This window comes from Paracoccus sp. (in: a-proteobacteria), assembly GCF_047973135.1.
Taxonomy (GTDB): domain Bacteria; phylum Pseudomonadota; class Alphaproteobacteria; order Rhodobacterales; family Rhodobacteraceae; genus Paracoccus.
This window is the reverse complement of sequence record NZ_JBKEBL010000173.1, coordinates 1-20946: the sequence shown is the minus strand read 5'-3', so window position 1 is coordinate 20946 and position 20946 is coordinate 1. Positions and strand designations below refer to the sequence as shown.

Genomic DNA, 20946 nt, shown 5'->3' with positions numbered 1-20946 from the left:
CGGGGGTGGGGGTGCATCGGGCGGGGACACCGACCCGCGAAGCTTGCGCGATTCCAATTTTACCGCACTGAAGCTGGCAAATGGGTTTTGGCGCATGATCGGTTGCAAGCGATGATGGTCTGGAACCCATCGCCCAGCGCCACGAATGATGAGAAGATGGGCTACAGCCCATTTCCTGTGTCTACCCCGTCACAGGTGCCAGAAAATCGTCTGTGACTCCCCCTGGGCGCTGCCACTTGTTGGTATTTTTGTTGGTGTCGACCGGATTTTTCCATTGATTTTCAATGCTGTCGACTCCCCTACGGGCTGCCACTTCAATTTTTTTCCCAACAAAATCAGTAGCCTAGCGTTCGGTTTTGTCCCACCGCGTCAAACGGGGGTCAAAAGTGGGACACTTTCGTTCAGCTTTTGGTCCCGGTCAGCTTTGCCAGCGCGGACTCCGCGCGAAGCCTTTGCGATGCAGCCTTGGTGTATCTCGTAACCTTCTTGCTTGTCTGGTGGCCGGTGATAGCCATGATCTCGAATTCGGTGCAGCCCAGTTCCGCCAGCCGCGATGCGGCAGCCTTGCGCAGCCCGTGAGTCGAGCAATCCGACAACCCGGCCTTGTCGCACCATTCCCGCATCCGGTTCCCCAATCCGTCAGACGAATAGGGCTTCCCATAAGCAGTTTTCAGGAAGGTCAGATCGCCCGTGGCGGATGCGTCAATGATCCGTTGCAGTTCTGGGATGATCGGCAGTTCCAGCCTGACAGGCCGGTTCTCGCGCCCCTTGAACTGAGTGAAGATCAACCAGCCGTCGCGGACATGCTGTTTGCCGAACTGCACAATATCGGAAAGCCGCTGCCCGGTGTAGAGCGCCAACGCCATTGCGAGGCGCGGCGTTGCGCCGACAGGGTGAGCCTTCTCGAACTTCTCGATCTCTTCCAGGGTCCAGCTATGATAGTCGGCTCTGAACAACCTCCTCATGCGGCGCTGAGCATACGGTGTGGCCGGTTATCGACCACGACAATCCTCAGGATCACGGCCATCAGGCACCTGCCGCCTTGTAGCTGCCTCTGTAATCCAACCAGCCACAGCCAAAATCGAGGAATGCGCGGTATTTCAGCCCAAGCGTGTCCCAGCTTTCTTGTCGCTGGATTTGAACGCCCTGCGCCGCGCTGAGATAAGCATATTGCAGGCTCGGCACCTGAGCGGCATCGGCCATTCCACCGAAGGCGAACCGCAAAATCAAACGCGACTACGACAGGCACGCCTATAAATGGCGGCATCTGATCGAGAACTTCTTCGCAAAGACAAAGGAATTCAGAGCTATAGCCACGCGTTACGAAAAGACGGCCTGCAGTTACACCGCCAATTGGCATCTCGCCGCAACCGTCATCGCCGCAAAGTGAATGTCCACTGGCTCTAGCTCGGGCCATATAGTTTCTCATCAAAAATTATGTTCCGAATATCAGAACACTTGCCGCCCATGAACACCTCTGCCATAGCAGGTAAACCGAGGGGGGCATGGACAGCACGCTACTGAAAGGTTTGCAGGTTCTGGAACGCGTCGTGGCCGATGATGCGCCAGTCGGCGTTTCCGCGCTTGCGCGCACCCTGGATCTGCCAAAAAGCAATGTCCACCGGACGCTGACCTCGCTGCGCGAAGCGGGTTATCTTCTGTACGATGCGGATCAGCGCAAATATTTCCCGTCGCTCAAGCTGGCGCAGATGGGTAGCCGGGTCGCAACGAATTTCCCGCTTCGCGCGGCGGTCCTGCCTGCGTTGCAACGTCTGGTGCAGCAGACCGGCGAAAGCGCCCATTTCGTCTGCCGGGAACAGAACGGAGTCGTGTTCCTTGCCAATGCTCTGCCACCGGTGCGGATCGCCTCGGTCATTCCTGACAACCTGTCGCTGCGATGGGATGACAGCGCCTTCGGCATCGCGCTGGCGTCAGCCCTGCCGCCGCAGGCGCTGGCCGAGATGAACGGAGGCGATGTGCCGGACGCCCCGCTTCAGTCGCGTCTGGACAAGGCGCGCGCGGCAGGCCATGCCAAGATGCCCCGCCACGACACACGCCGGATCTTTGAAATCGCGGTGCCTGTCCGGTCAGACTGGGAAACGGTGATCGGGGCCATCGGCATTACCGGTCCGGCAATCCGCTTTGACGAGGCGGCGCTGACGGAACAAATTGCCCGCATCAGCGCCGCCGCCCGAACAGTGGCAGAATCGGTCGCCGGAACGGCGGGCCGAAAGGAAGCGCGATGATCAAATCGGTGGAAAAGGCCCTGCGCCTGCTGGAAATCCTGTCGCAATCCGCCGATCCCATGCGCCTGCGCGATCTCGCCGAAACCGCCGGAATGACCCGTTCCAACGCCGTCCGGATGCTGCAAACGCTGCGCGATCTGGGCTATGTCCGGCAGGCCGAGGACGGAACGCGATACGAGTTGACGCTGCGCGTGTTCGAAATCGGCGCGCGCAAGGTGGCGGCAAACACGCTGGTGGCGGCTGCGCATCCGGTGCTGCAACGCCTTTCGGAAAAAGTCCCGGAACATGTCATGCTGAGCGTGCGCGAGGGGCTGCATTCGGTAGTGATCGACCGCATCGAAAGCCGCGCCTTCGTTCGGACCTTTGCCTATCTTGGCGCCCGCTCTCCGCTGCATGTCGTGTCGGCCGGCAAGCTTTTGCTGGCCCATGCCCCGACCGAAGTGATCGCCGAAATGTCGCGCAATCTTGGCCGGTTCACCGACGCGACGATTACCGACCCGGACAGGCTGCTGGCAGAGCTTGCCCTCATTCGCGCCCAAGGCTACGCCACCGCCATCCACGAGATCAACGAAGCCGCCAGCGGCGTCGCGGCCCCGGTCCGGTCGCGCCATGGCGATGTCGTTGCCGCGATCAGCATCTCGGGGCCGCTGGAGGATCTGGGCGAGGCGACAATCCCCCGCTATGCCGCATTGGCAAGGGACCATGCGGCGATGATCGAACAAGGCTGGAGCGGCTGAAATCAGGCCACCGTCCCTCGCCCGTCCAGCGCGAAGGCGCCGGTTTCGGTGATGCGGAACGGGTTGATCTCGAAATCGGCCAACGCTTCGCCCCAGTCATGGCCAAGCCATGACAGGCGGGCAATCGCCTCGCAGGCAGCATCCACTGCCAGCAGAGCCTGTCCCGCACGTCGGCAAGCAATGGCCAAAGCCGGAATCGTGGTCAAGCCCGACGATCAGTTCCACCCCCGGCCCGATCATCTGCTGCATGTCGATGCGCACCGTCATGCGGGGCGCGGCCTTGCCGATCGCTTTTGTGGACGACATCCGGCACCACCCCCTTCAGCACGACCGGAAAGCCAATCTTCGTCGCTGCCTTGACGGCATCGTCAAGGGTTTCGGCCAACACCGCGTCGGGAACGCCGACACCGCAGGATCGCAGCACCGCCTTGGCCTGCGGCTCGGTCAGGAATCCCGGTCGCGGGACCGTGACGGCAGCCAGACCGGCGGGGCGTGGCGGATCCTCGGGGCAAAGCAGCCCGTCGGCCCGGACATCCGCGCCGAATGCCGCCAGCGCCCGCAACATGTCGTCGGTCCGGGTCAGGAACGGTATCCCCGCCGCCAACGCCCTGTCGCGCAGTTCCTTGCCGAAACGGGAAATGTTCAGGACCAGGATGACCGGCTTTTCCTGCCGTTCCCAAACCGGGATCACCTGTTCCAGCGTCTGCTGCATCATTGGCCGGGGCGTCATCACATAGACGAAAACCCCGGTTTCCGGATCATCGTGAACCGCATCGATGGCACGCCGGAAAGGCGCTGCCGCGTGGCCTCGCCGAAACTGGTCACGGTCAGGCCATGCAGTTCCAACTGATCGGCCATGATTGCCGCTCCTGCGCCCGAGGCGCAGACGATTCCCGCCCCTGCTGCCCGCGCGCGCGGGTTCGCGGCCATCACACCGGCGCAAAGAATCATCGTGTCAGGATCGTCCATCACGATCACCCCCGCCTCGCGGCACAGCGTTTCGAAGGCCGAGTATGATCCGGCAAGGCTGGCCGTATGCGACCGCGCCAGATTCGATCCGGCATCGGTCCGCCCGGCCTTGACCGCCAGCACCGGCTTGCCCGCTGCACGCGCCCTGAGGCACAGCGCGCGGAACCGCCGGGGCGATTTCAGGCCTTCGACCTACAGGCAGATCACGTCCGTGCCGGCGTCCTCGATAAATCCCTCAAGGAAATCGCACAGTTCCAGATCGGTCTGATTTCCGATGCTGACCATGCCCGAAAGGCCGACCCCGTGGTCATGCGCCTGAAGAAACAGCGCCCCCGTCATCGCGCCCGACTGACTGACCAGCGAGACACCCCCCTTGGGCAATGTCCGGGCGTGGAGCAGCGTCGGGGTTGAGGACAGCGCCATATCGGCGGCCGGGACGATCATGCCCATGCAGTTCGGGCTGATCATCCGCATGTTGTACTGACGGACAATTCCGGCAATCCGCCGTTCAAGGGCCGCGCCCTTGGCGCTGAACTCGCCCAGTTGCGCAGTCACCACGACGCAGGCCCCCGCACCGGCCTCGCCGCAGGCGGTGACAGTCTGTTCAAGAATGCCTGCGGGAACGGCGACCACGGCCACATCCGGCGGCTCGGGCAGCGCCTCGACGCCCGGATAGCAGCGCAGCCCCAGAGCCGTGTCCAGCTTTGGGTTGCTGGGAAAGATCCGGCCCGCATAGCCGTGTTCGACCAGATGATGCAGGATGCGCCCCCCGAACTTGGCATAATCCTCGGAAGCGCCGATCAGCGCGACTGATCAGGGCGCGATGATGCGGTCAATGGACAGGGCCGGGTTGCGCATCGCGTGTTTCCTCCGGTTCGGCATATTGTTCTGAAATATAGAACATTGTATCTTATCAAGAAACATATCGCCCGGCCCTGGCAAACCTGTCAAGCTGCGGCAGTCGCCTCACTTCGCTGTGGCAGTGATCGGAAACCCGAAGGTCGACAGCCTGGTGCCGACCCGCGACACCGGCCACCGGCCACCGGCCACCGGGAACGGTCAACCGTCAAACCCCCGGTTTCAAAGCGATACGCTGATCGCCCCATCGACATAGAGAACATGCCCGTTCACAAAGCTTGACGCGGACGAGGCAAGGAAGATGCAGGCACCGACCAGTTCCCCGGTCCTGCCCCAGCGCCCGGCGGGCGTGCGCTTTTCAAGCCAGGCGGAAAATTCGGGGTCGGCGACCAGCGCCGCATTCAGTGGCGTGTCGAAATAACCCGGCGCGATGGCGTTGCATTGCAGCCCGTATCTTGCCCAATCCGTCGCCATGCCCTTGGTCAGGTTGCCAACCGCGCCCTTGGTCGCGGTATAGGGCGCGATACCGGGACGGGCGAGTGCGGTCTGGACCGAGCAGATGTTGATGATCTTGCCCGCGCCCCGCCCGATCATATGCCGCGCCGCAGCCTGCCCGACATTGTAAACGCTGGCGATGTTGGTCTGCAAAAGCGCCTGAAAGCGATCCTCGGGGAAATCCTGCAACGGGCTGCGATGCTGCATTCCGGCATTGTTGACAAGGATGTCGATAGCACCGTGACCAGCTTCAAACCCGTCCACCGCCATGCGTACCGCCGCATGGTCGGTAACATCAAAGGCCAGGGTGGCAATGCTGGCTTGCGGCATGTCCGCGTGCAGCGCGTCCCGCGCCGCATCCAGCCTGTCCTGATTGCGCCCGTTCAGGACAACCGCCGCTCCGGCACCGGCCAGTCCGCGCGCCAGCGTCAGACCGATCCCCTGCGATGCGCCGGTGATCAGCGCCCGACAGCCGCGCAGCCCGAACAGTTTTTCGACCCCGCCCACCACTATCTCAACGCCTCGCAGGCTGCCGCGATGCGGTTGCAAGCATCCTCCAGCACCTCTGCCGAGGTCGCGGTCGAGATGCGGAAATGCGGCTCTGCCCCATAGGCGGCACCATGGATCGCGGCAACGCCGACGCTTTCCAGCAGGTAGATGACAAAATCCAGATCGTTTTCGATCACCTTGCCGTCCGGCGTCACCTTACCGATCAGGCCCGCGCAACCGGGGTAAAGATAAAAGGCCCCGTCAGGCTTGACGCAACTTAACCCGTCGATGGCGTTGAGCCGTGACCAGACACGCTGGCAACGGTCGCGATAGATCGCAACGGCTGTGGCAACGCCCGACTGATCGCCCGTCAGCGCGGCGGCGGCGGCGGCCTGACTGACCGAGGACGGGCAAGACGAGGATTGCGATTGCAGCTTGTTGATTGCCGCGACCAGTTCCGTCGGCCCGGCCGCATAGCCGATGCGCCAGCCGGTCATGGCATGCGATTTCGACACGCCGTTGACCACCAGCGCCCGGTCCTGCAATTCGGGCACCACCGAGACGATGGAGCGGACCGGAAAATCGGCATACCAGATGCGGTCATAGATTTCGTCACACAGCACAAAGACCTGCGGATGACGCGCAAGCACCTCGCCCAGAGCCCGCAACTCGTCCCCGGTATAGCCGACACCGGTGGGGTTGGACGGCGCGTTCAGCACCAGCCAGCGGGTCCGGCAAGTAATCGCGGCCTCCAGCGCTGCGGGGGTCAGCTTGAAGCGGACATCCTCGCCGCAAGGCACGATCACCGGCGTGCCGCCATTCGCCACGACCATATCCGGATAAGACACCCAGTAAGGCGCGGGAATGATCACCTCGACCCCCGGTTCTACCGTTGCCATCAGGGCGAGGAACAGGATCTGCTTGGCCCCTCCACCGACGCAGATCCGGTCCAGCGCGACATCGACCCCCAGCCGCGTCGCGTAATCGTGGCGGATCGCCTTGCGCAGTTCGACCGTGCCGTTGACGGGCGTGTATTTCGTATCCCCCGCGTTGATCGCGGCGACAGCGGCCTGCTTGATATTGTCGGGCGTGTCGAAATCCGGCTCGCCCACGGTCAGATCGACAATGTCACGACCCGCCGCTTTCAGATCACGGGCCTTCTGTGCCGCCGCCGTGCTGGGAGAGACCCGTATATCGGTGACACGGCGGGCAAGTTTCACGATGCTCAACATAGCCTCCGGCAGATGTGGTTCGGTTTCTTCGCCGATGTGACCCGCACCATGGCTATTCTCGGCGCGCAAACATTACAGATCGGTCGTCAGGCCCTTTGCCTTCAGGACCGCCTCAAGGTTGCAGACGTCGATGATGGTGCGCCCGGATTTGTAGGCCTCGATATAACCGGCCTCGGCAGCCTCGCGGGCGGCGGATTTGCGGGCAACCTCGGCCGCGTCCTTGCGCCGGACCACCACCAGACCGTCCGCATCGCCGCAGATCACATCGCCTGGCCGGATTTCCTGCCCGCCGACGATGACCGGGCGGTTGGTCCGTCCAAGCGTTTCCTTCACTGTGCCCTTGATGCAGACGCTCAGCGAAAAGACCGGCAGACCAAGCCTGATCAGTTCCGCCGTGTCGCGCACGCCGGTATCGGTGACGACGCCCGCGATTCCCCTGGCGACGCAGGCATTGCCAAGCACATCGCCAAAGCTGCCCGCCTCTTCGTATTCTCCGGCCGAGACAACGATCACGTCGCCGGACTGCGCATAGTGAATGGCCAGTTGCAGCATGATATTGTCGCGCGGCGCGCTTTCGACGGTAAAGGCGGGGCCGCAAAGCCTCATGTTCCGGTCGATGGGCTTGATCCGCGAACTCAGCGCCCCCAGCCGTCCCTGTGCCTCGTGGATCGTGGCGCTGCCGAAACCCGACAAGGCCTGCACATCCGCAGGCGCGGCGCGTTCGAATCTGGTGACGATATGCGGCATGTCCATGATCCCTTTGGCATTTGCCAGCACCATAGGACGCCCCGCCGCCGCGCGATAAGATCGTGTGCATCTGACGTGATCGGCATTCGCGATGCGTCGTTATCCGGTCATGCGAAACCGGTCTGACATCATTGCCTGGTGCCGGTGCTAGGCTTGGGCAAATCCCGGCTTTCCTGCCACGACCCTACGCGACATGATGCCCTTACCCGTCGAACATATCATCGCCAGCATGAACTGGGCCGCGCGAAACGGTCTTGACAAGGTTACGCTGACCATCGGTGGCAGCAGGGTGACGATCCGGCGGGATGGCCCGGCCCAAGGGACGGCAAGCCGCGGCACGACTGATCCTGAGACCCCGCCGGACGACAATATCCGGGGCATCGTGGCCCCTGCCGCCGGCCTTTGCCACCTTGCGCCCGAACCCGGCAGCGCGCGGTTTGTCAGCCTTGGGGACAATGTCGTGCCGGGGCAGACGCTGTGCCTTCTTGAGGCGATGAAAACCATGACCCCTGTCACCGCTTCGCAGGCAGGAACGATTGATGCGATATTCGTCGATGATGGCGCCTCCGTCGATGTCGGCACCGTTCTGATGAGGATCGGCTGATGTCGGCGGTCAAGGACAGGGGGCCTGTCATCAACCGCAGAGAAATCGCCCTGCGCATCATCCGCGCCTGCCGCCGTCCGGGTCTGCCGGTCATTTGCGCCCATTCAGTGGCCAACCGCGACGCGCCCTGTCTTGCCGCAGCCAGCGCCATGCTGATCAAGGCTGCGCAAGGCCAGCCCCTGCCGGCAAGGCAGAACCAGATTAGCGCCTCGGGCCAAGCCATCGAGTGCCGCATCAAGGCCGAGGCTCTGCACAGCTTTGCCCCCTGCCCCGATCGCATCGAGGCAATTTGCCTGCCGGGCGATCCGGGCTTTGCCGCAGGCGGGGGCGGTATCCGGTACCTTGAACGCTGGCTGGAAAGGCGGGCGGCGAATGGCTGACACGCAAAGCTCGGTCATTGGCAGCCGCGCCGTCCTGTTTCAGGCCGACTGCCCTTTCGATCTGGATCACCAGCAGCGCTTCTGGGCGCTGGCAGAGGCGGCGGCACAATGGCCCGGCGTGCGCGAGGCGGTGCCCGGCATGACGAACCTGACGCTGCTTATGGACCATGTCCCGACGGATTTCGACCGCCTGTCAAAAAACCTGAGGGATCTTTGGCACAGCGGTATCCGCAAGGAAATTCAGGGAAAGCTGCTGGAAATCGGCATTACCTATGGCGGAACGGGCGGCCCGCATCTGGCCGAAGTGGCCGAACTGACCGGGCTTGGCATCGACCGTGTGATCGGCCTGCACACAGGCCCCGAATACACGGTCTATGCCGTCGGCAGCCATGCCGGATACTGCTATCTGGGCGGGCTGGACCCCCGGCTGAAAACCCCGCGCCGCAAGGTTCCCCTGACCAGTCTGCCGGGCGGATCGCTGTCGATGGCGGGGTTGCAGACAGGCATCTCGGCCTCGACCGGGCCAAGCGGCTGGAACACGGTTGGCAGCGCGGAGATCCGCTTTTTCGATCCGGCCCGCGACCCGGCGGCCCTGCTGCGCCCCGGCGACAGGATCCGGCTTACCCCGGTCGAGGTGCTGGCATGATCGAGATCCTGTCGATCCCTCCGCTGGCCACGGTTCAGGATCTTGGCCGCGACGGGTACTGGTATCAGGGTCTGGGCCGCGCCGGTGCCATGGATCCGCTTGCCCTGCGTGTTGCCAACCTGCTGCTTGGCAATGACGAAGGGGCGGCCTGTCTGGAGATTCCGCTGACTCCGGCGCGCCTGCGCTTCACCGGGGCCGGCCCGTTCGCAATCGCTGGCGCGGCCTGCGGCGCGACACTGGATGGCACCCCGATCCCCAGAACCTGGTCAGGCGGGGCAAAGGCCGGGCAGGTTCTGGAACTGGGACCGATTACCGAAGGTGCCCGCATCTATCTTGCGCTGCCCGGCGGCATCGACGTGCCCATGGTTCTGGGCGCGCGCAGCACCCAACTGCGCGAAGGCTTTGGCGGGTTCGGCGGGCGGGTACTTGCGGCGGGCGACGTGCTGAAGGCCACGACGGCGGGCGCATGCGCAGTACCGACCGGGCGCAGCGTCACCCTTGCGCCGCTGCGTGTCGCAGACATGGCGGCCATTTCCCTGCGCGCGCTACCCTCGACCGAGCATGACAGCTTTACCCCTGAATCGCTGGCCGCCTTCTGGTCACAGCCCTACCGCGTCACCGAGAAAAGCAACCGTCAGGGTTTTCGGCTGGACGGTACCGAACTGACACGCGCCGATACGGACGAGCTGCGTTCCCACGGAATCGTGCCGGGCATCGTGCAGGTGCCCGGAGGCGGGTTGCCCATCGTCCAGCTTGCCGATGCGGCGACCATGGGCGGCTATCCAAAGATCGCAGCGGTGATCGAGCCCGATCTGTGGCGCATCGCGCAGGCACGGCCCGGCGATTCGGTGCAATTCCGGAAAGTCACGCTGCAACAGGCGGCCAGGGCCGAAGCGGCGCAACAGCATTGGCTGGCCGGTTTGCGGCGCGATCTGACCGGACTGGATGAGCAGGAAAGGGGATGGCGAGATGTATGATCTGGCAGAGCTTGACCAGCTTGTCGCCGCAATGCGTGCCACGGGCACGGTGTCCCTGACGGTCAGGGCCAGAGGCACGAAACTTTGCCTGCGACTGCCCTCGGGCGATCCGCCGGGTCCGGACCGTTCGCCTCGGGCCAAAGCAAATGTCATGTCGCCCGGCATCGGCACCTTCCATCCGCGCGGGATGGATGACGGGCTGGCACCGTTGAGGCAGCAGGCCCATGTCGTCACCGGCGAAATCCTTGGCTATGTTGCGCAGGGCGCGGCGCTGACGGGGGTGATTGCGCCTGCATCCGGTCGGCTTGCCGGGGAAATGCCAAGGCCCGGACGGATCTGCGGCTTTGGCGACATCCTGTTCACCATGGAGACCGGATCATGAAAATCGACATCAATTCCGACATGGGCGAGGGTTTTGGCCCCTATATGATCGCCGATGACGCCGCGCTGATGGAACATGTCAGCTCGGCCAATGTCGCCTGCGGCTATCACGCCGGTGATCCGGTGATCATGGACCGCACCATCCGGCTGGCGCGCGATCACCGCGTCGATCTGGGTGCCCATGTCAGCTTTCCCGACCGCATGGGATTTGGCCGGAGGCGGATCGACATGGCGCTGCCGGAACTGGAGGCGCATATCCTCTTTCAACTGGGGGCACTTGACGGGCTGGCGCGGCGGGCCGGGCACCGCATCACCCATATGAACCCGCATGGCGCACTGGGAAATCTGGCCAGCGCAGATGCGGCCACTGCCGAAGCGGTGGCGCGCGCGACCATGGATTTCGATCCCGGCATCGCCTTTCTCGTTCTGCCGGGCAGCGCGCTGGAGCGCGCAGCAACCGCCCTTGGCGGGCGTTGCATCCGGCTTTTTCTTGCGGATCGCGGTTATACCCAGGACGGGCAACTTGCCCCTCGCAGCCAGCCCGGCGCGGTCATACATGACCCGGAGGCAGTGGTTGAACGGGTGCTGAGGGTCATCGAAACGCAAAGGGTCGATACGATCGATGGCACGGTCATCGCGATGCCCGTGCAGTCGATTCTGGTCCATTCCGACACCACCGGCGCTGTCGGTCTGGCAAAGCGCCTGAAACAGGGCATTTCCGCAAGGGGCGGCACGATCACCCCGTTGTCGCGCCAGTCGTGATGCAGAGGCCGAGATTTCCGACAGAAGGAACCTGATCCGGATGCCATTTTCAGATTACAGGACAGCCCTCGTTACCGGGGCGTCGGGCGGCATGGGCCGCGCCATTGCCGAACGGCTTTGCGCAAGGGGCCTGCGGGTCCATGCCCTTGCCCGAAGCGGCGAAAAGCTGCGCGAGCTTGCCATGAACCCCGCCATCATCCCCCATCAGATCGACATATCCGATACCGCGGCTGTGACCGGGCTGGTCGAGGGGCTTGAAATCGACGTTCTGGTGAACAATGCGGGCGTGTCGCGGCCGGGCAGTCTGCTGGGGTCCGAGGCATTCGATATCGACGAGCAGATCGACGTGAACCTGCGCGCAGCCTTGCATCTGGCACGGCTGCTGCTGCCCGGAATGATGGCACGCGACCGGGGGCATATCGTCAATATCACCTCTATGGCAGGGCATTACGAATTTGGCGGCCATATCGCCTATCACGCGACCAAGGCGGCGATGCATACCGTGTCGCGCCAGCTTCGCGTGGATGCCTTTGGACGCCGCGTGCGCGTGACCGAGATCAGCCCCGGCCGGGTCGAGACGGATATTTTCGCCCATGTCGAAAGGATCGATCCTGCGGAAGCAAAGCGGAAATACTTCGAGGGCTTCGAAATGCCCCAGACCTCGGACATTGCCGATGCGGTGGAATATTCGGTAGGGGCACCGCAATATGTGAACATCGCGTTGATCGAGCTTTTGCCGACATTGCAGGTGCCCGGCGGGCTGCGCACGGCAAAGCGGGTTGGCGACGAGGTTATCCTGACCGGCAACAAATAGACCGGATCACCGGGCAAGGAAAAACGCCGGCGCGGCGCGGCGTCGGCGTTTCCGGTTCTGATCTGCGCTATGCTCAGCCCAGGATCAGGCCCGGCAGAAACGTCACGATTCCGGGGAACAGTGCCAGCAGCAAGACGAAGCCGATCATGATCGCCAGAAAGGGGAACGTGACTTTGGCGATATAGGCCGTGCTGCGCCCGGTGATATTCTGGATCACCGCAAAATTGAAGGCCACAGGCGGGGTGATCTGCGCCATCTCGACCACCAGCACCATGAAGATACCGAACCAGACCTTGTCAAAACCCGCCGCCGTCACCAGTGGCAACACCACCGGCAGCGTCGTCGCGATCATCGAAAACCCCTCAAGCGCGGTCCCCAACACCAGATAAAGCGCGATCAGCGCAGCGATCAGCAAAAGGGGCGGCAGATCCCAGCTTGTCACGACATTGGCGACCGCCGCCGGAATCCCCAGCGTCGAGGTGATATTGCCAAGAACCGAAGCGCCAAGAATGATGATCCCCATCACCGAACAGGTCTGGACCGCGCCCAGAAGAACATCCCGGATCTCTTTCAGCCCCAAGGCTCCTTGCGACCATGAGACGGCAAAGGCCCCCAGCACTCCAAGCGCCGCCGCCTCGGAAGGGGTGGCGATCCCGCCATACATCGACCCCAACACGCAGAGGATCAGGAACAGCGCCGGTGCCAGTTCCTTCAGTGCGGCAAAGCGGTCGCTTAGCGGCATGTGGCGCAGGGCACGTTCGGCCTCGGGGACCGTCTCGGGCTGGCGCCAGGTCTTGTACATGATGTAAAGCCCAAAAACCGAGGCCAGCATGACGCCCGGCAGGAAACCGGCGGTGAACAGGCGCAGCACGGATTCGTTCGCCAACACGCCATACATGATCATCACCGTGGAAGGCGGAATCAGGAAGCCAAGCGTTCCCGCTCCGGCCAGCGAACCGATGGCGACATCGGGCGAATAGCCGCGCGACAGAAGCTCTTTCAGGGTCATCCGGCCAACCACTTGCGTCGTCGCCGCCGAGGAACCGGAAATGGCAGCAAAGATCGAACAGCCGACCACATTCACATGCAGCAACCGCCCCGGCAGCAGCCCGGCCCAAGGGGCCAGCCCGGTGAACAGCGCCGCCGACAGCCGGGTACGGAACAGGAACTCGCCCATCAGAATGAATAACGGCAGCGCGACCAGATCCGGCGTGGTCAGGATGTTATAGACATATTGCGGAAACAGCCTGTCGATCGGCAGGCTTGTGAACAGGACTGCAAGCCCAATCGCCGTCGCCAGCAGGGCAATGCCGATCCATGCACCGGCTGCAAGCGTCCCGAAAAGAAGTCCGAAGAGGCTGGAGATAATCGCGCTCATGACCGTCCTTTCAATTCTTGTTGCTGGTTCAGCCCGCCATCACTCGATTGCGCTGGCGACCCCCAGTTCCGGCTTGTTCAGGGCCCCGCCACTCAGACAGGTCACAAGCCGGGCGACCATCTGGAAGGCCAGAACGCCCATGCCGATGGTCAGCACCATCTGCGGGATCCACAGCGGCGTAAAACTGTCCTGCGACACCTCGCCATAGCCATGGGTCCGCAGCGTGAACCGGGCCAGCCAGATCGTCAGAGCCACCGTCACGATTGATCCCAGGGCGGCTGCAAACAGCTCTATCCCGCGCGCAAGGCGCCCCCTGCCCGCCGCCAGAAGCAGTTCCACCCGCAACTGCAATCCGGCACGCAGGGTCAGCCCCGCACCCAGAAGGAACGCGGCACCCATCAGATAGGCGCTGTATTCCCAGCCGACGCCGGTGCCGGCAGGGATGCTTTCAAGGATATATCGGCTGCCAAAGGCCAGCAGCGTATCGACCAGCACAAGCACGGTCAGCGCCGCCGTGCAGAATGCCGCGGCCCATGCCCCGCCAAGCGAAACGAGGTCCGCAGCCCGCTGAAGGCTTGCGGCAAAGCCGCGCGTCTCTGGCTGGTCCTGTTCGTGACCGGACGCGGCCATCAGTTCGCGCCCGCCGAGGCGCGATAGGCCTCGACGACGGCAAGCGCATCCGGCACACGACCGAAAAACTCGGCCTGCACATCCTTGGCGCGTTCCGCGATCTGGGCCTTGAGGTCATCCGGCATCTCGACCAGAACCATGCCGTTGTCGGTCATCGTCCCGATGCTGTCCAGATCGCCCTGACGCGAGACATCCCAGAATTTCGGCTCCAGCCCGGCGGCCACCTTGCTGATTGCGGCGCGGTTTTCGTCGGTCAGGCTGTTCCATTTGTCGAGATTGATGGTGACGGCGTTCGAACCCCAGGTGTGGTTCGTCGGATAGATATATTCGAGAAACTCCCAGAACTTGCCGTCCACCCCCGAAGTCGCCGAGGTCGCCACCCCTTCGACACGGCCCGAAGCCAGCGCGGGCAACAGTTCGCCCCAGGGCATGACCACGCCCTCCATGCCGACACTGGTGATGATATCAACCGTGTTCTTGTCGGCACCTCGGACCGGAATACCCCGGAACCCGGCAATGTCGTCAACCTTGGTCTTAAGGTAAACATACTGCGCAGGCGACGGCACCATATAGAGGATCTTCTGGTTGTACCGCTCGGCCAGCTTTTCGAACTCGGGACGCAGGAATTTGTGATACTCACGCAGCTCATCCATCGACGAGACAAGAAAGGGAACGCCTTCTGCCCCGAACATCGGGTTCAGCCCGACCTGTTGACTGATATTGATGTCAGCCATATCGACCAGCCCGTCGCGCACCGCAGCCAGTTGATCCGGCCCCTTGAAGCCCAGGGAACCGGCGGCATTCACCGTGATGACGACCTCGCCCCCGGTTTCCACATTGACGGCCTCGGCAAATTCCTTTGCATTTTCAACCATGAAATTGCCCTCGGGCAAAACATCCGACAGGTTGAGGCGGGTCTCGGCCACGGCGGTCTGGCCAAGACCCGCGATGGCGGCGACGCAAAAGGCGAAACTGCGAAATAGCTGCATCTCGATTCTCCCTGGTAACAGCTTGAGGCTTCCGGGCAGTCGTACAGAATGGCACCCGAAAACTGCTTCTGGTTAAGCATTCTTGTTTCGGGTGAGCCTAGCGGAGCACGATCCGGGCGCAAAAGAACAGTTCGATCTGACATGATCGCGATTGACTATGCCCGGCGGGAACGAAATCCTGCACCGACCGACCAGAAGGAGATCGGGCGGATGGACATAAGACGACTGCACGCTTTCGCCAGGATCGTCGATATCGGCAGCATAACCCGCGCGTCATCCATCCTGCATATCGCCCAACCGGCGCTAAGCCAGCAGATCGCCGCGCTGGAAACCCATTTCGGCAAGCCGCTGCTGGTCCGTTCCAAGCGCGGCGTGGTGCCGACCGAGGCAGGAAAGCTGTTATACCGGCATTGCCAGATGATCCTCAAGCAGTTCGATCAGGCCGAACTGGAGATCGCGGCCTCGGACGAAAGCCTGTCGGGCCTTGTCACCGTCGGCCTTGCGCCGCTCAGCCTGGGATCGCTGGTCGCCACGCAGTTGATCAGGGCGATCCGCGACGAGCATCCGGGCATCCGGCTGCATGTCAACGAGAATGTCGGCGGCGGAATCATCAGCGAGATGATCATGGCCGGCAAGGTCGATATCGCGCTGATCTATGATCCCGGCGGCATTCCGGGGGTGGAATTCAGCCCTATCCAGACCGAAGAGCTTTATTTCGTCACCGCTGAACCGCTGGCAGTGGCAGAAGGCGGCATAACCCTTGCCGATGCGATGCAGCACCCGTTGATCCTGCCGGACCGTATCCACACGATCCGGCAGGTGATCGACACGACCCTGTCGCGCGCGGGGCTGCGCGCGAATGTCGTGTCGCAAACCGAGTCGATTTCGATCCTTGCCGGCGCCATGGCCGAGGGAACCGGTGCCACAATCCTGCCCTACTCGGCTGCGCTTGCTGTCGAACGGCGGTTGCCCGAGGCCAGCCATTACCGGATCAGAAAGCCCAACATGAAGGTCAATATGGCGATCTGCGTCTCGGCGCAGCTTCCGTTGTCCGAACCCGCCATGATCGTTCGCAAGCGGCTGACCGAACTGGCGCAGGAAATCGCCGGTGGCGGCCAATGACCCGACGGTTCCGCCGGTTGCCTTCGGGCGACGCCGAACGTTCCCGCCGCGCTTCGCGCAAGGCCCGGACGGCCGTCAGCGTTTCTGTTCAGGCAACACAAGGTTGCGAAATGTCCTCTTGTGCAGATCACCAGCGGCGGTGCAGGCTTGGGGCGTGAATAATGCCCGGTGAAGGTATGAGCGCAAATCCTCTGACTGACAGCCTGTTGCCCGCAGCACGGGAATTGTTCAGCGCCGAGCCGGCCCTGGCGACGCTTTTCGGATTTGATCCGGCGCAGATCGTGGATCTGTCCTGTCTGTTCGCCGCCGTTCTGGGTGCCTGCCTGCCGCAGGGGCCGGCGCGCGATCAGGTCCGGGCAATCGCCGCGGATGTCTTTGCCCGCAATCCCGAGGCGCTGGAAATTGCGCTTGACGACCTGCTTGCCACGACGGCGCGGGACCAAGCACCGGGCGGCGCGGCGCAGGTTCTGCATTTTGCCCATGGCTATCACGCGTTGCTGTCCTATCGCCTGACCCGCGCCCTGTGGCTTGCGGGGCGCGAGGCGATGGCCTTGGCCATCAAGGGACAGTTCAGCCGCGCATTGGCGGTCGAGATATGGCCGCAGGCGCGGATCGGGCGCGGGGTCTGGCTGGATCACGGGTTGGGCGTGGTCATCGGTCAGACGGCGGTGATCGAAGAGGATGTAAGCCTTTGGCACGGCGTCACGCTGGGTTCGAATTTCGTCGATATGGGCGAAGGACGGCATCCGGTGCTGCGCCGGGGTGCGGTGATCGGCGCAGGCGCGCTGATCCTTGGCCCGGTCGAGATCGGAGCAGGCGCGATCGTTGCCGCCGGTGCCATCGTGACACATGACGTTCCGGCGGGCCATCTTGTGACCGGACCCCGCGCCGGGGATCGCGGCAACGGACGCTTTGGCGGTTTTGTCCCGCTGCGGGATCTGAAACGGGGGTAAGTCATGTCACTGGGTCTTGATCATCCCCTTGTCTGCGTTCGCGATCTTGACAGGGCGCGCGACACCTATCTTTCGCTTGGCTTTCTGATGAAGCCGCCGGGCCGCCATCCCTGGGGCACCTCGACGGCATTGGTGATTTTTCGCGATCAGCTTCTTGAGATCGTCAGCCTTTACGACGAAAGCTTGCTGGACAGCTATCCTGCGGGCGGCTTTTTGTTTGGCCGCCATATCCAGAAATGGCTGGCCGAGCGCGAGGGCGTGCCGCTTTCGGCCCTGAACTCGGCCGATGCCGGGGCCGATGCGGCGGCGGTCATGGCGCGGGGCGGGCATTGCGAGGGCACGGTGGATTTCGGGCGCGACGTGCTGCGTGATGACGGCACGCCCGACCGTACGGCGACGACGCTGAAGATATTCACCCGCGAGGGTCTGCCCCGGCTTGCCATGTTCGCCTGTCAGCAGCACCGTCGCGACCTGATCGAATTTCCCGCCTGGATGGATCACCCCAACAGCGCCTTCGGATTTGCCTCGGCCACGATCCTGGCCGAGCCGGTCGATCAACCCGCCGTGCGCGACTGGCTTGTGACGCTGCACGGTGCCGATGCGCTGCGCAAGACCGGCTGGGGCTTTTCGGTGGCAACCGGGAATGGCGACTGGCGCGTGACAAGCCGCGCCATGGCTGCGGCCTTGTTTGGCCCGCTTCCCGATGATCTTGCCCCGGATGGCGCTCCCTCGGTTATCTCGCTTGACATCAGATGCCGGTCATTTGCGCGGCTGCGGCCATTCATCGAAGCGGGCGCATTTTCCTGCCGCCAGACTGGCGATACTCTGGTACTGACCCAGACCGCACGGCTTGGCGGCGTGCTGCTGAGCTTTTGCGAAGCGACGGGCATGTGAAGGGGCCGCATGTCAAAAACCATGACCGACACGCTTGACACCCGCTTCCTGCGCGAATTTCTTGTCGTGGCGCATGAGGGCTCGATCCGGCGCGCGGCGGAAAGGCTTAATGTGGTGCCTTCCTCTATCTCGCGCAAACTTGCCGAGGTCGAGGCCCGGCTGGGCGTCGCGCTGTTCGAACGCAGTTCCAAGGGGGTGATCCTGACCGGGGCCGGTGATCTGGTGCGCGAACATGCCCGGCATCTGCGCGACGAACAGACCTATCTGTTTGATCAGATTGGTCACTACCGCGATGGCCGCAGCCAGGTGGTGCGGATCGCGACGGGCGAGGGATTTACCTCTGACCTGATGGAAAACGGGTTGCTGGAACTGACGCGCGAACATCCGCATCTGCGCTTTGTCATCGACCATGCGGGGACCAGCGAATTGCAGCGCCGGGTAATCGAGGGCGAGGCGGATATCGGCATCGCGTATAACCCCCTTGTCACGCAGGCGACGCGCTCGCTTGTCCAGTCGCGCCAGCCGCTTTGCGGAATCGTGCCGCGGGATTCGCCTCTTGCCGCGCGCAAAAGCGTCGGGCTGGCCGAAATGCTTGATCAACCGGTGGCGATCCTGAATCCGGACCACGCAATCCGGCATCTGGTGGGACAGGCTGCGGCTGACCGGGGACTGGCGCTGCGCGTTCACGTCGAAACCGCCTCGATCGCGCTGCTGACCCGTTACGTATGCGCCGGGGTCGGAGTCAGTTTTCTGCCGCGCTTTTCGGTCGCAGGTCAGGCGGCGCGCGGGGATCTGGTCGTGCTGGACATCGAGGAAACCTCTTTGCAGCATGTCAGCACGCATCTGATGGTACGCGCCCGCCGCCGCCTGCCGAAATCGGTCGATCTGGTCGCGAAATCGCTGTCTGGCCGACTGGTGGCGTTCCGCCACTAAGCGTTGCCCGATATGCAACGCATTGTACAGGAATGCAGCGGTTCCTGTGATTGCACGCATTGTGTAATCTTGTCGTGACAATGTGGATCACGCACAGGGTGACGGGGCAGACATATGACAAAGACGAATGGCAGGACGACCGGAGTGATCGGCCTTGGCGCGATGGGATCCGGCATGGCCTCAAGCCTGTTGCGGGCGGGTTTCGAGGTGTCGGGTTTCGATCCGGCGAAGGCCGCCTGCGCCCGTGCGCAGGATGCTGGTCTGACGGTGGCCGAAAGCCCCGAAAGGGTGTTCGCGGCGGCGGATGTTATCGTGCTATCGCTTCCCGCCGCGCATCAAGTCGAGACGGTCATCGCCGCAGCCAGAACTGCCGGTCTGCTGGCCGCAGGCAGCGCGCCGAAGGTGGTGATCGACACATCGACCTCTGAGGCGGCGGTCAGCCGCAGACTGGCGGCAATGCTTGAGGCGGACGGCCACGGCTTTCTGGATGCCCCGGTCAGCGGCGGACCAGCGGGCGCGGCCTCGGGCCAGCTTTCCGTCATGCTGGGCGGCGGCGCGAACTGGGTCGCGCAGGCCATGCCGGTGCTGGATTGCATGGCGGCAAGGGTCATTCATGTCGGCCCAAGCGGTGCGGGGAATGTGGCCAAGCTGGTCAACAACATGCTGGTCGCCAATCACATGATCACGACGGTCGAGGCACTGCGTCTGGCCGAGGCGTCCGGGGTCACTGCCCAGGATGCGCTGAAGGTCATAAACACCGCCACCGGCCGCAGCGCCCTGTCCGAGAACCACTTTCCCGCGTGGGTTCTGCCACGTACCTTCAACAGCGGTTTTTCGACCGGGCTGATGCGCAAGGATCTGCGGCTGGCCCGTGCCCTGGCGGCCGAGGCGGGAATCGCCACGCCGATGGCCGATATGGCGGCATCGCTGTGGGCGCAGGAAAGCTCGGGGTTGGGCGATGACGACGATTTCATGCTGATGGGCGACCCGCAGGCGGACCGCCTCAACAGAAAAGAGAGGGTGTGATGGCAAGGGATCTGATCGATATTTCAGCCCGCGTGGCCGAACTGCTGACTGAACTGACCGGCTTTCCCGAAATAAGGTCATGGGTGGGCGGCGAACTGGTCGAGGGGACAGGCGCCGATCTGGACCTGACCGACCCGGCGACGGGGCGCGTCTTTGCTTGCTATCGCGATGCCGGGCCCCGGATCGTGGCCCGCGCCGCCGAAGCCGCGAAAGAGGCGCAAAAGGAATGGTTCGCCAGGACCGCATCGGAACGCGGCCGGATCATGTTCGAGATCGGGCGCCAGATCCGCGCCGTTGCAAAACCCTTGGCGGAACTTGAGGCGCTGTCCGCCGGTCGCCCGATCCGCGACACTACGGGCGAGCCCGCGCGCATGGCCGAGATGTTCGAATATTACGCCGGCTGGTGCGACAAGATCACCGGCGACGTGATCCCGGTGCCTTCGAGCCACCTGAACTATACCCGCCACGAACCGCTTGGCGTGGTGGCCCAGATCACGCCATGGAACGCACCGCTGTTCACCTGCTGCTGGCAGGTCGCGCCGGCGATCTGCGCGGGCAATGCGGTGATGATCAAACCGTCGGAACTGACGCCGCTGACATCCGTGGTGATCGGGATCCTGTGCGAAAAGGCCGGTGCACCGAAGGGGCTGGTCAATGTGATCGCGGGGAATGGGCCGGACTCGG

Annotated in this window: 25 protein-coding genes and 1 pseudogene; 15 read left to right on the top strand and 11 right to left on the bottom strand. The window is 63.3% G+C overall.

Annotated features, from left to right (window positions below; genetic code table 11):
- Window positions 1-401: 401 nt before the first annotated feature.
- Both ACK5L9_RS13410 and ACK5L9_RS13405 read right to left on the bottom strand, forming a co-directional pair.
- The gene (locus ACK5L9_RS13410) at window positions 402-956 is read right to left on the bottom strand and encodes a tyrosine-type recombinase/integrase (RefSeq protein WP_416911969.1); all 555 of its coding nucleotides are present in this window, start codon (window positions 954-956) and stop codon (window positions 402-404) included.
- A 70-nt stretch (window positions 957-1026) separates the two neighbouring features.
- On the bottom strand, window positions 1027-1203 hold the full coding sequence (locus ACK5L9_RS13405; RefSeq protein ID WP_416911968.1) for a hypothetical protein: 177 nt from the start codon (window positions 1201-1203) through the stop codon (window positions 1027-1029).
- A 302-nt stretch (window positions 1204-1505) separates the two neighbouring features.
- Here ACK5L9_RS13405 and ACK5L9_RS13400 point away from each other — a divergent pair, with 302 nt between their 5' ends.
- Window positions 1506-2246, top strand: a complete 741-nt coding sequence (locus ACK5L9_RS13400; RefSeq protein WP_416911967.1) for an IclR family transcriptional regulator — start codon at window positions 1506-1508, stop codon at window positions 2244-2246.
- Complete coding sequence (locus ACK5L9_RS13395; protein ID WP_416911966.1) at window positions 2243-2983, top strand: IclR family transcriptional regulator; 741 nt, start codon at window positions 2243-2245, stop codon at window positions 2981-2983. Before ACK5L9_RS13400 ends, ACK5L9_RS13395 begins: the two co-directional genes overlap by 4 nt.
- Window positions 2984-2985: 2 nt before the next feature.
- On the opposite strand, the gene ACK5L9_RS13390 is transcribed toward ACK5L9_RS13395, so the two are convergent.
- From ACK5L9_RS13390 to ACK5L9_RS13365, 6 genes and pseudogenes are all read right to left on the bottom strand, one after another.
- Window positions 2986-3189, bottom strand: a complete 204-nt coding sequence (locus ACK5L9_RS13390; protein WP_416911965.1) for a hypothetical protein — start codon at window positions 3187-3189, stop codon at window positions 2986-2988.
- On the bottom strand, window positions 3186-3698 hold the full coding sequence (locus ACK5L9_RS13385) for an acetate--CoA ligase family protein (protein ID WP_416911964.1): 513 nt from the start codon (window positions 3696-3698) through the stop codon (window positions 3186-3188). Before ACK5L9_RS13385 ends, ACK5L9_RS13390 begins: the two co-directional genes overlap by 4 nt.
- A gap of 14 nt (window positions 3699-3712) precedes the next feature.
- Window positions 3713-4753: pseudogene (locus ACK5L9_RS13380) on the bottom strand (CoA-binding protein).
- A 279-nt stretch (window positions 4754-5032) separates the two neighbouring features.
- Window positions 5033-5812, bottom strand: coding sequence for an SDR family oxidoreductase (locus ACK5L9_RS13375; RefSeq protein ID WP_416911963.1), 780 nt, complete (start codon window positions 5810-5812; stop codon window positions 5033-5035).
- A gap of 2 nt (window positions 5813-5814) precedes the next feature.
- Entirely contained in the window at window positions 5815-7026 is a 1212-nt protein-coding gene (locus ACK5L9_RS13370; protein ID WP_416911962.1) for an aspartate transaminase, read from the bottom strand.
- Window positions 7027-7098: 72 nt separating this feature from the next.
- Window positions 7099-7806, bottom strand: coding sequence for a 4-carboxy-4-hydroxy-2-oxoadipate aldolase/oxaloacetate decarboxylase (locus ACK5L9_RS13365; protein ID WP_416911961.1), 708 nt, complete (start codon window positions 7804-7806; stop codon window positions 7099-7101).
- Window positions 7807-7966: 160 nt separating this feature from the next.
- Between ACK5L9_RS13365 and ACK5L9_RS13360 the strand changes: the two genes are divergently transcribed.
- The 7 genes from ACK5L9_RS13360 to ACK5L9_RS13330 are packed head-to-tail and all read left to right on the top strand — an operon-like array spanning window position 7967 to window position 12337.
- Entirely contained in the window at window positions 7967-8377 is a 411-nt protein-coding gene (locus ACK5L9_RS13360) for an acetyl-CoA carboxylase biotin carboxyl carrier protein (RefSeq protein WP_416911960.1), read from the top strand.
- A complete protein-coding gene (locus ACK5L9_RS13355) occupies window positions 8377-8757 on the top strand; it encodes a biotin carboxylase N-terminal domain-containing protein (RefSeq protein WP_416911959.1) in 381 nt (126 codons plus the stop codon). Before ACK5L9_RS13360 ends, ACK5L9_RS13355 begins: the two co-directional genes overlap by 1 nt.
- Window positions 8750-9403 carry a 5-oxoprolinase subunit PxpB gene (pxpB, locus tag ACK5L9_RS13350; protein ID WP_416911958.1) on the top strand — a complete coding sequence of 218 codons (654 nt, stop codon included), beginning with the start codon at window positions 8750-8752 and terminating at the stop codon, window positions 9401-9403. Before ACK5L9_RS13355 ends, pxpB begins: the two co-directional genes overlap by 8 nt.
- Window positions 9400-10380: a biotin-dependent carboxyltransferase family protein gene (locus ACK5L9_RS13345; protein ID WP_416911957.1), complete on the top strand. Its 981-nt coding sequence runs from the start codon at window positions 9400-9402 to the stop codon at window positions 10378-10380. Before pxpB ends, ACK5L9_RS13345 begins: the two co-directional genes overlap by 4 nt.
- On the top strand, window positions 10373-10762 hold the full coding sequence (locus ACK5L9_RS13340) for a hypothetical protein (RefSeq protein WP_416911956.1): 390 nt from the start codon (window positions 10373-10375) through the stop codon (window positions 10760-10762). Before ACK5L9_RS13345 ends, ACK5L9_RS13340 begins: the two co-directional genes overlap by 8 nt.
- On the top strand, window positions 10759-11523 hold the full coding sequence (locus tag ACK5L9_RS13335) for a LamB/YcsF family protein (RefSeq protein ID WP_416911955.1): 765 nt from the start codon (window positions 10759-10761) through the stop codon (window positions 11521-11523). Before ACK5L9_RS13340 ends, ACK5L9_RS13335 begins: the two co-directional genes overlap by 4 nt.
- Window positions 11524-11563: 40 nt before the next feature.
- Window positions 11564-12337: an SDR family oxidoreductase gene (locus ACK5L9_RS13330; protein ID WP_416911954.1), complete on the top strand. Its 774-nt coding sequence runs from the start codon at window positions 11564-11566 to the stop codon at window positions 12335-12337.
- 73 nt (window positions 12338-12410) lie between these two features.
- Here ACK5L9_RS13330 and ACK5L9_RS13325 read toward each other — a convergent pair whose 3' ends face one another.
- The 3 genes from ACK5L9_RS13325 to ACK5L9_RS13315 are packed head-to-tail and all read right to left on the bottom strand — an operon-like array spanning window position 12411 to window position 15334.
- Entirely contained in the window at window positions 12411-13715 is a 1305-nt protein-coding gene (locus ACK5L9_RS13325; protein ID WP_416911953.1) for a TRAP transporter large permease, read from the bottom strand.
- Between the two features lie 39 nt (window positions 13716-13754).
- Window positions 13755-14345 (bottom strand): TRAP transporter small permease, encoded by a 591-nt coding sequence (locus tag ACK5L9_RS13320; RefSeq protein ID WP_416911952.1) that lies wholly within the window; start codon window positions 14343-14345, stop codon window positions 13755-13757.
- Window positions 14345-15334 carry a TRAP transporter substrate-binding protein gene (locus ACK5L9_RS13315; RefSeq protein ID WP_416911951.1) on the bottom strand — a complete coding sequence of 330 codons (990 nt, stop codon included), beginning with the start codon at window positions 15332-15334 and terminating at the stop codon, window positions 14345-14347. Before ACK5L9_RS13315 ends, ACK5L9_RS13320 begins: the two co-directional genes overlap by 1 nt.
- A 210-nt stretch (window positions 15335-15544) precedes the next feature.
- Here ACK5L9_RS13315 and ACK5L9_RS13310 point away from each other — a divergent pair, with 210 nt between their 5' ends.
- The 6 genes from ACK5L9_RS13310 to ACK5L9_RS13285 form a co-directional block, all read left to right on the top strand.
- Window positions 15545-16456, top strand: coding sequence for a LysR substrate-binding domain-containing protein (locus ACK5L9_RS13310; protein WP_416911950.1), 912 nt, complete (start codon window positions 15545-15547; stop codon window positions 16454-16456).
- 176 nt (window positions 16457-16632) lie between these two features.
- The gene (locus ACK5L9_RS13305; RefSeq protein WP_416911949.1) at window positions 16633-17409 is read left to right on the top strand and encodes a serine O-acetyltransferase; all 777 of its coding nucleotides are present in this window, start codon (window positions 16633-16635) and stop codon (window positions 17407-17409) included.
- Between the two features lie 3 nt (window positions 17410-17412).
- Window positions 17413-18303, top strand: a complete 891-nt coding sequence (locus tag ACK5L9_RS13300; RefSeq protein WP_416911948.1) for a VOC family protein — start codon at window positions 17413-17415, stop codon at window positions 18301-18303.
- A 9-nt stretch (window positions 18304-18312) separates the two neighbouring features.
- Entirely contained in the window at window positions 18313-19236 is a 924-nt protein-coding gene (locus tag ACK5L9_RS13295) for a LysR family transcriptional regulator (RefSeq protein ID WP_416911947.1), read from the top strand.
- Between the two features lie 114 nt (window positions 19237-19350).
- On the top strand, window positions 19351-20262 hold the full coding sequence (locus ACK5L9_RS13290; protein ID WP_416911946.1) for an NAD(P)-dependent oxidoreductase: 912 nt from the start codon (window positions 19351-19353) through the stop codon (window positions 20260-20262).
- A partial coding sequence (locus tag ACK5L9_RS13285) for an aldehyde dehydrogenase family protein (RefSeq protein ID WP_416911945.1) occupies window positions 20262-20946 on the top strand: 685 nt, incomplete at its 3' end. The genes ACK5L9_RS13290 and ACK5L9_RS13285, both read left to right, overlap by 1 nt.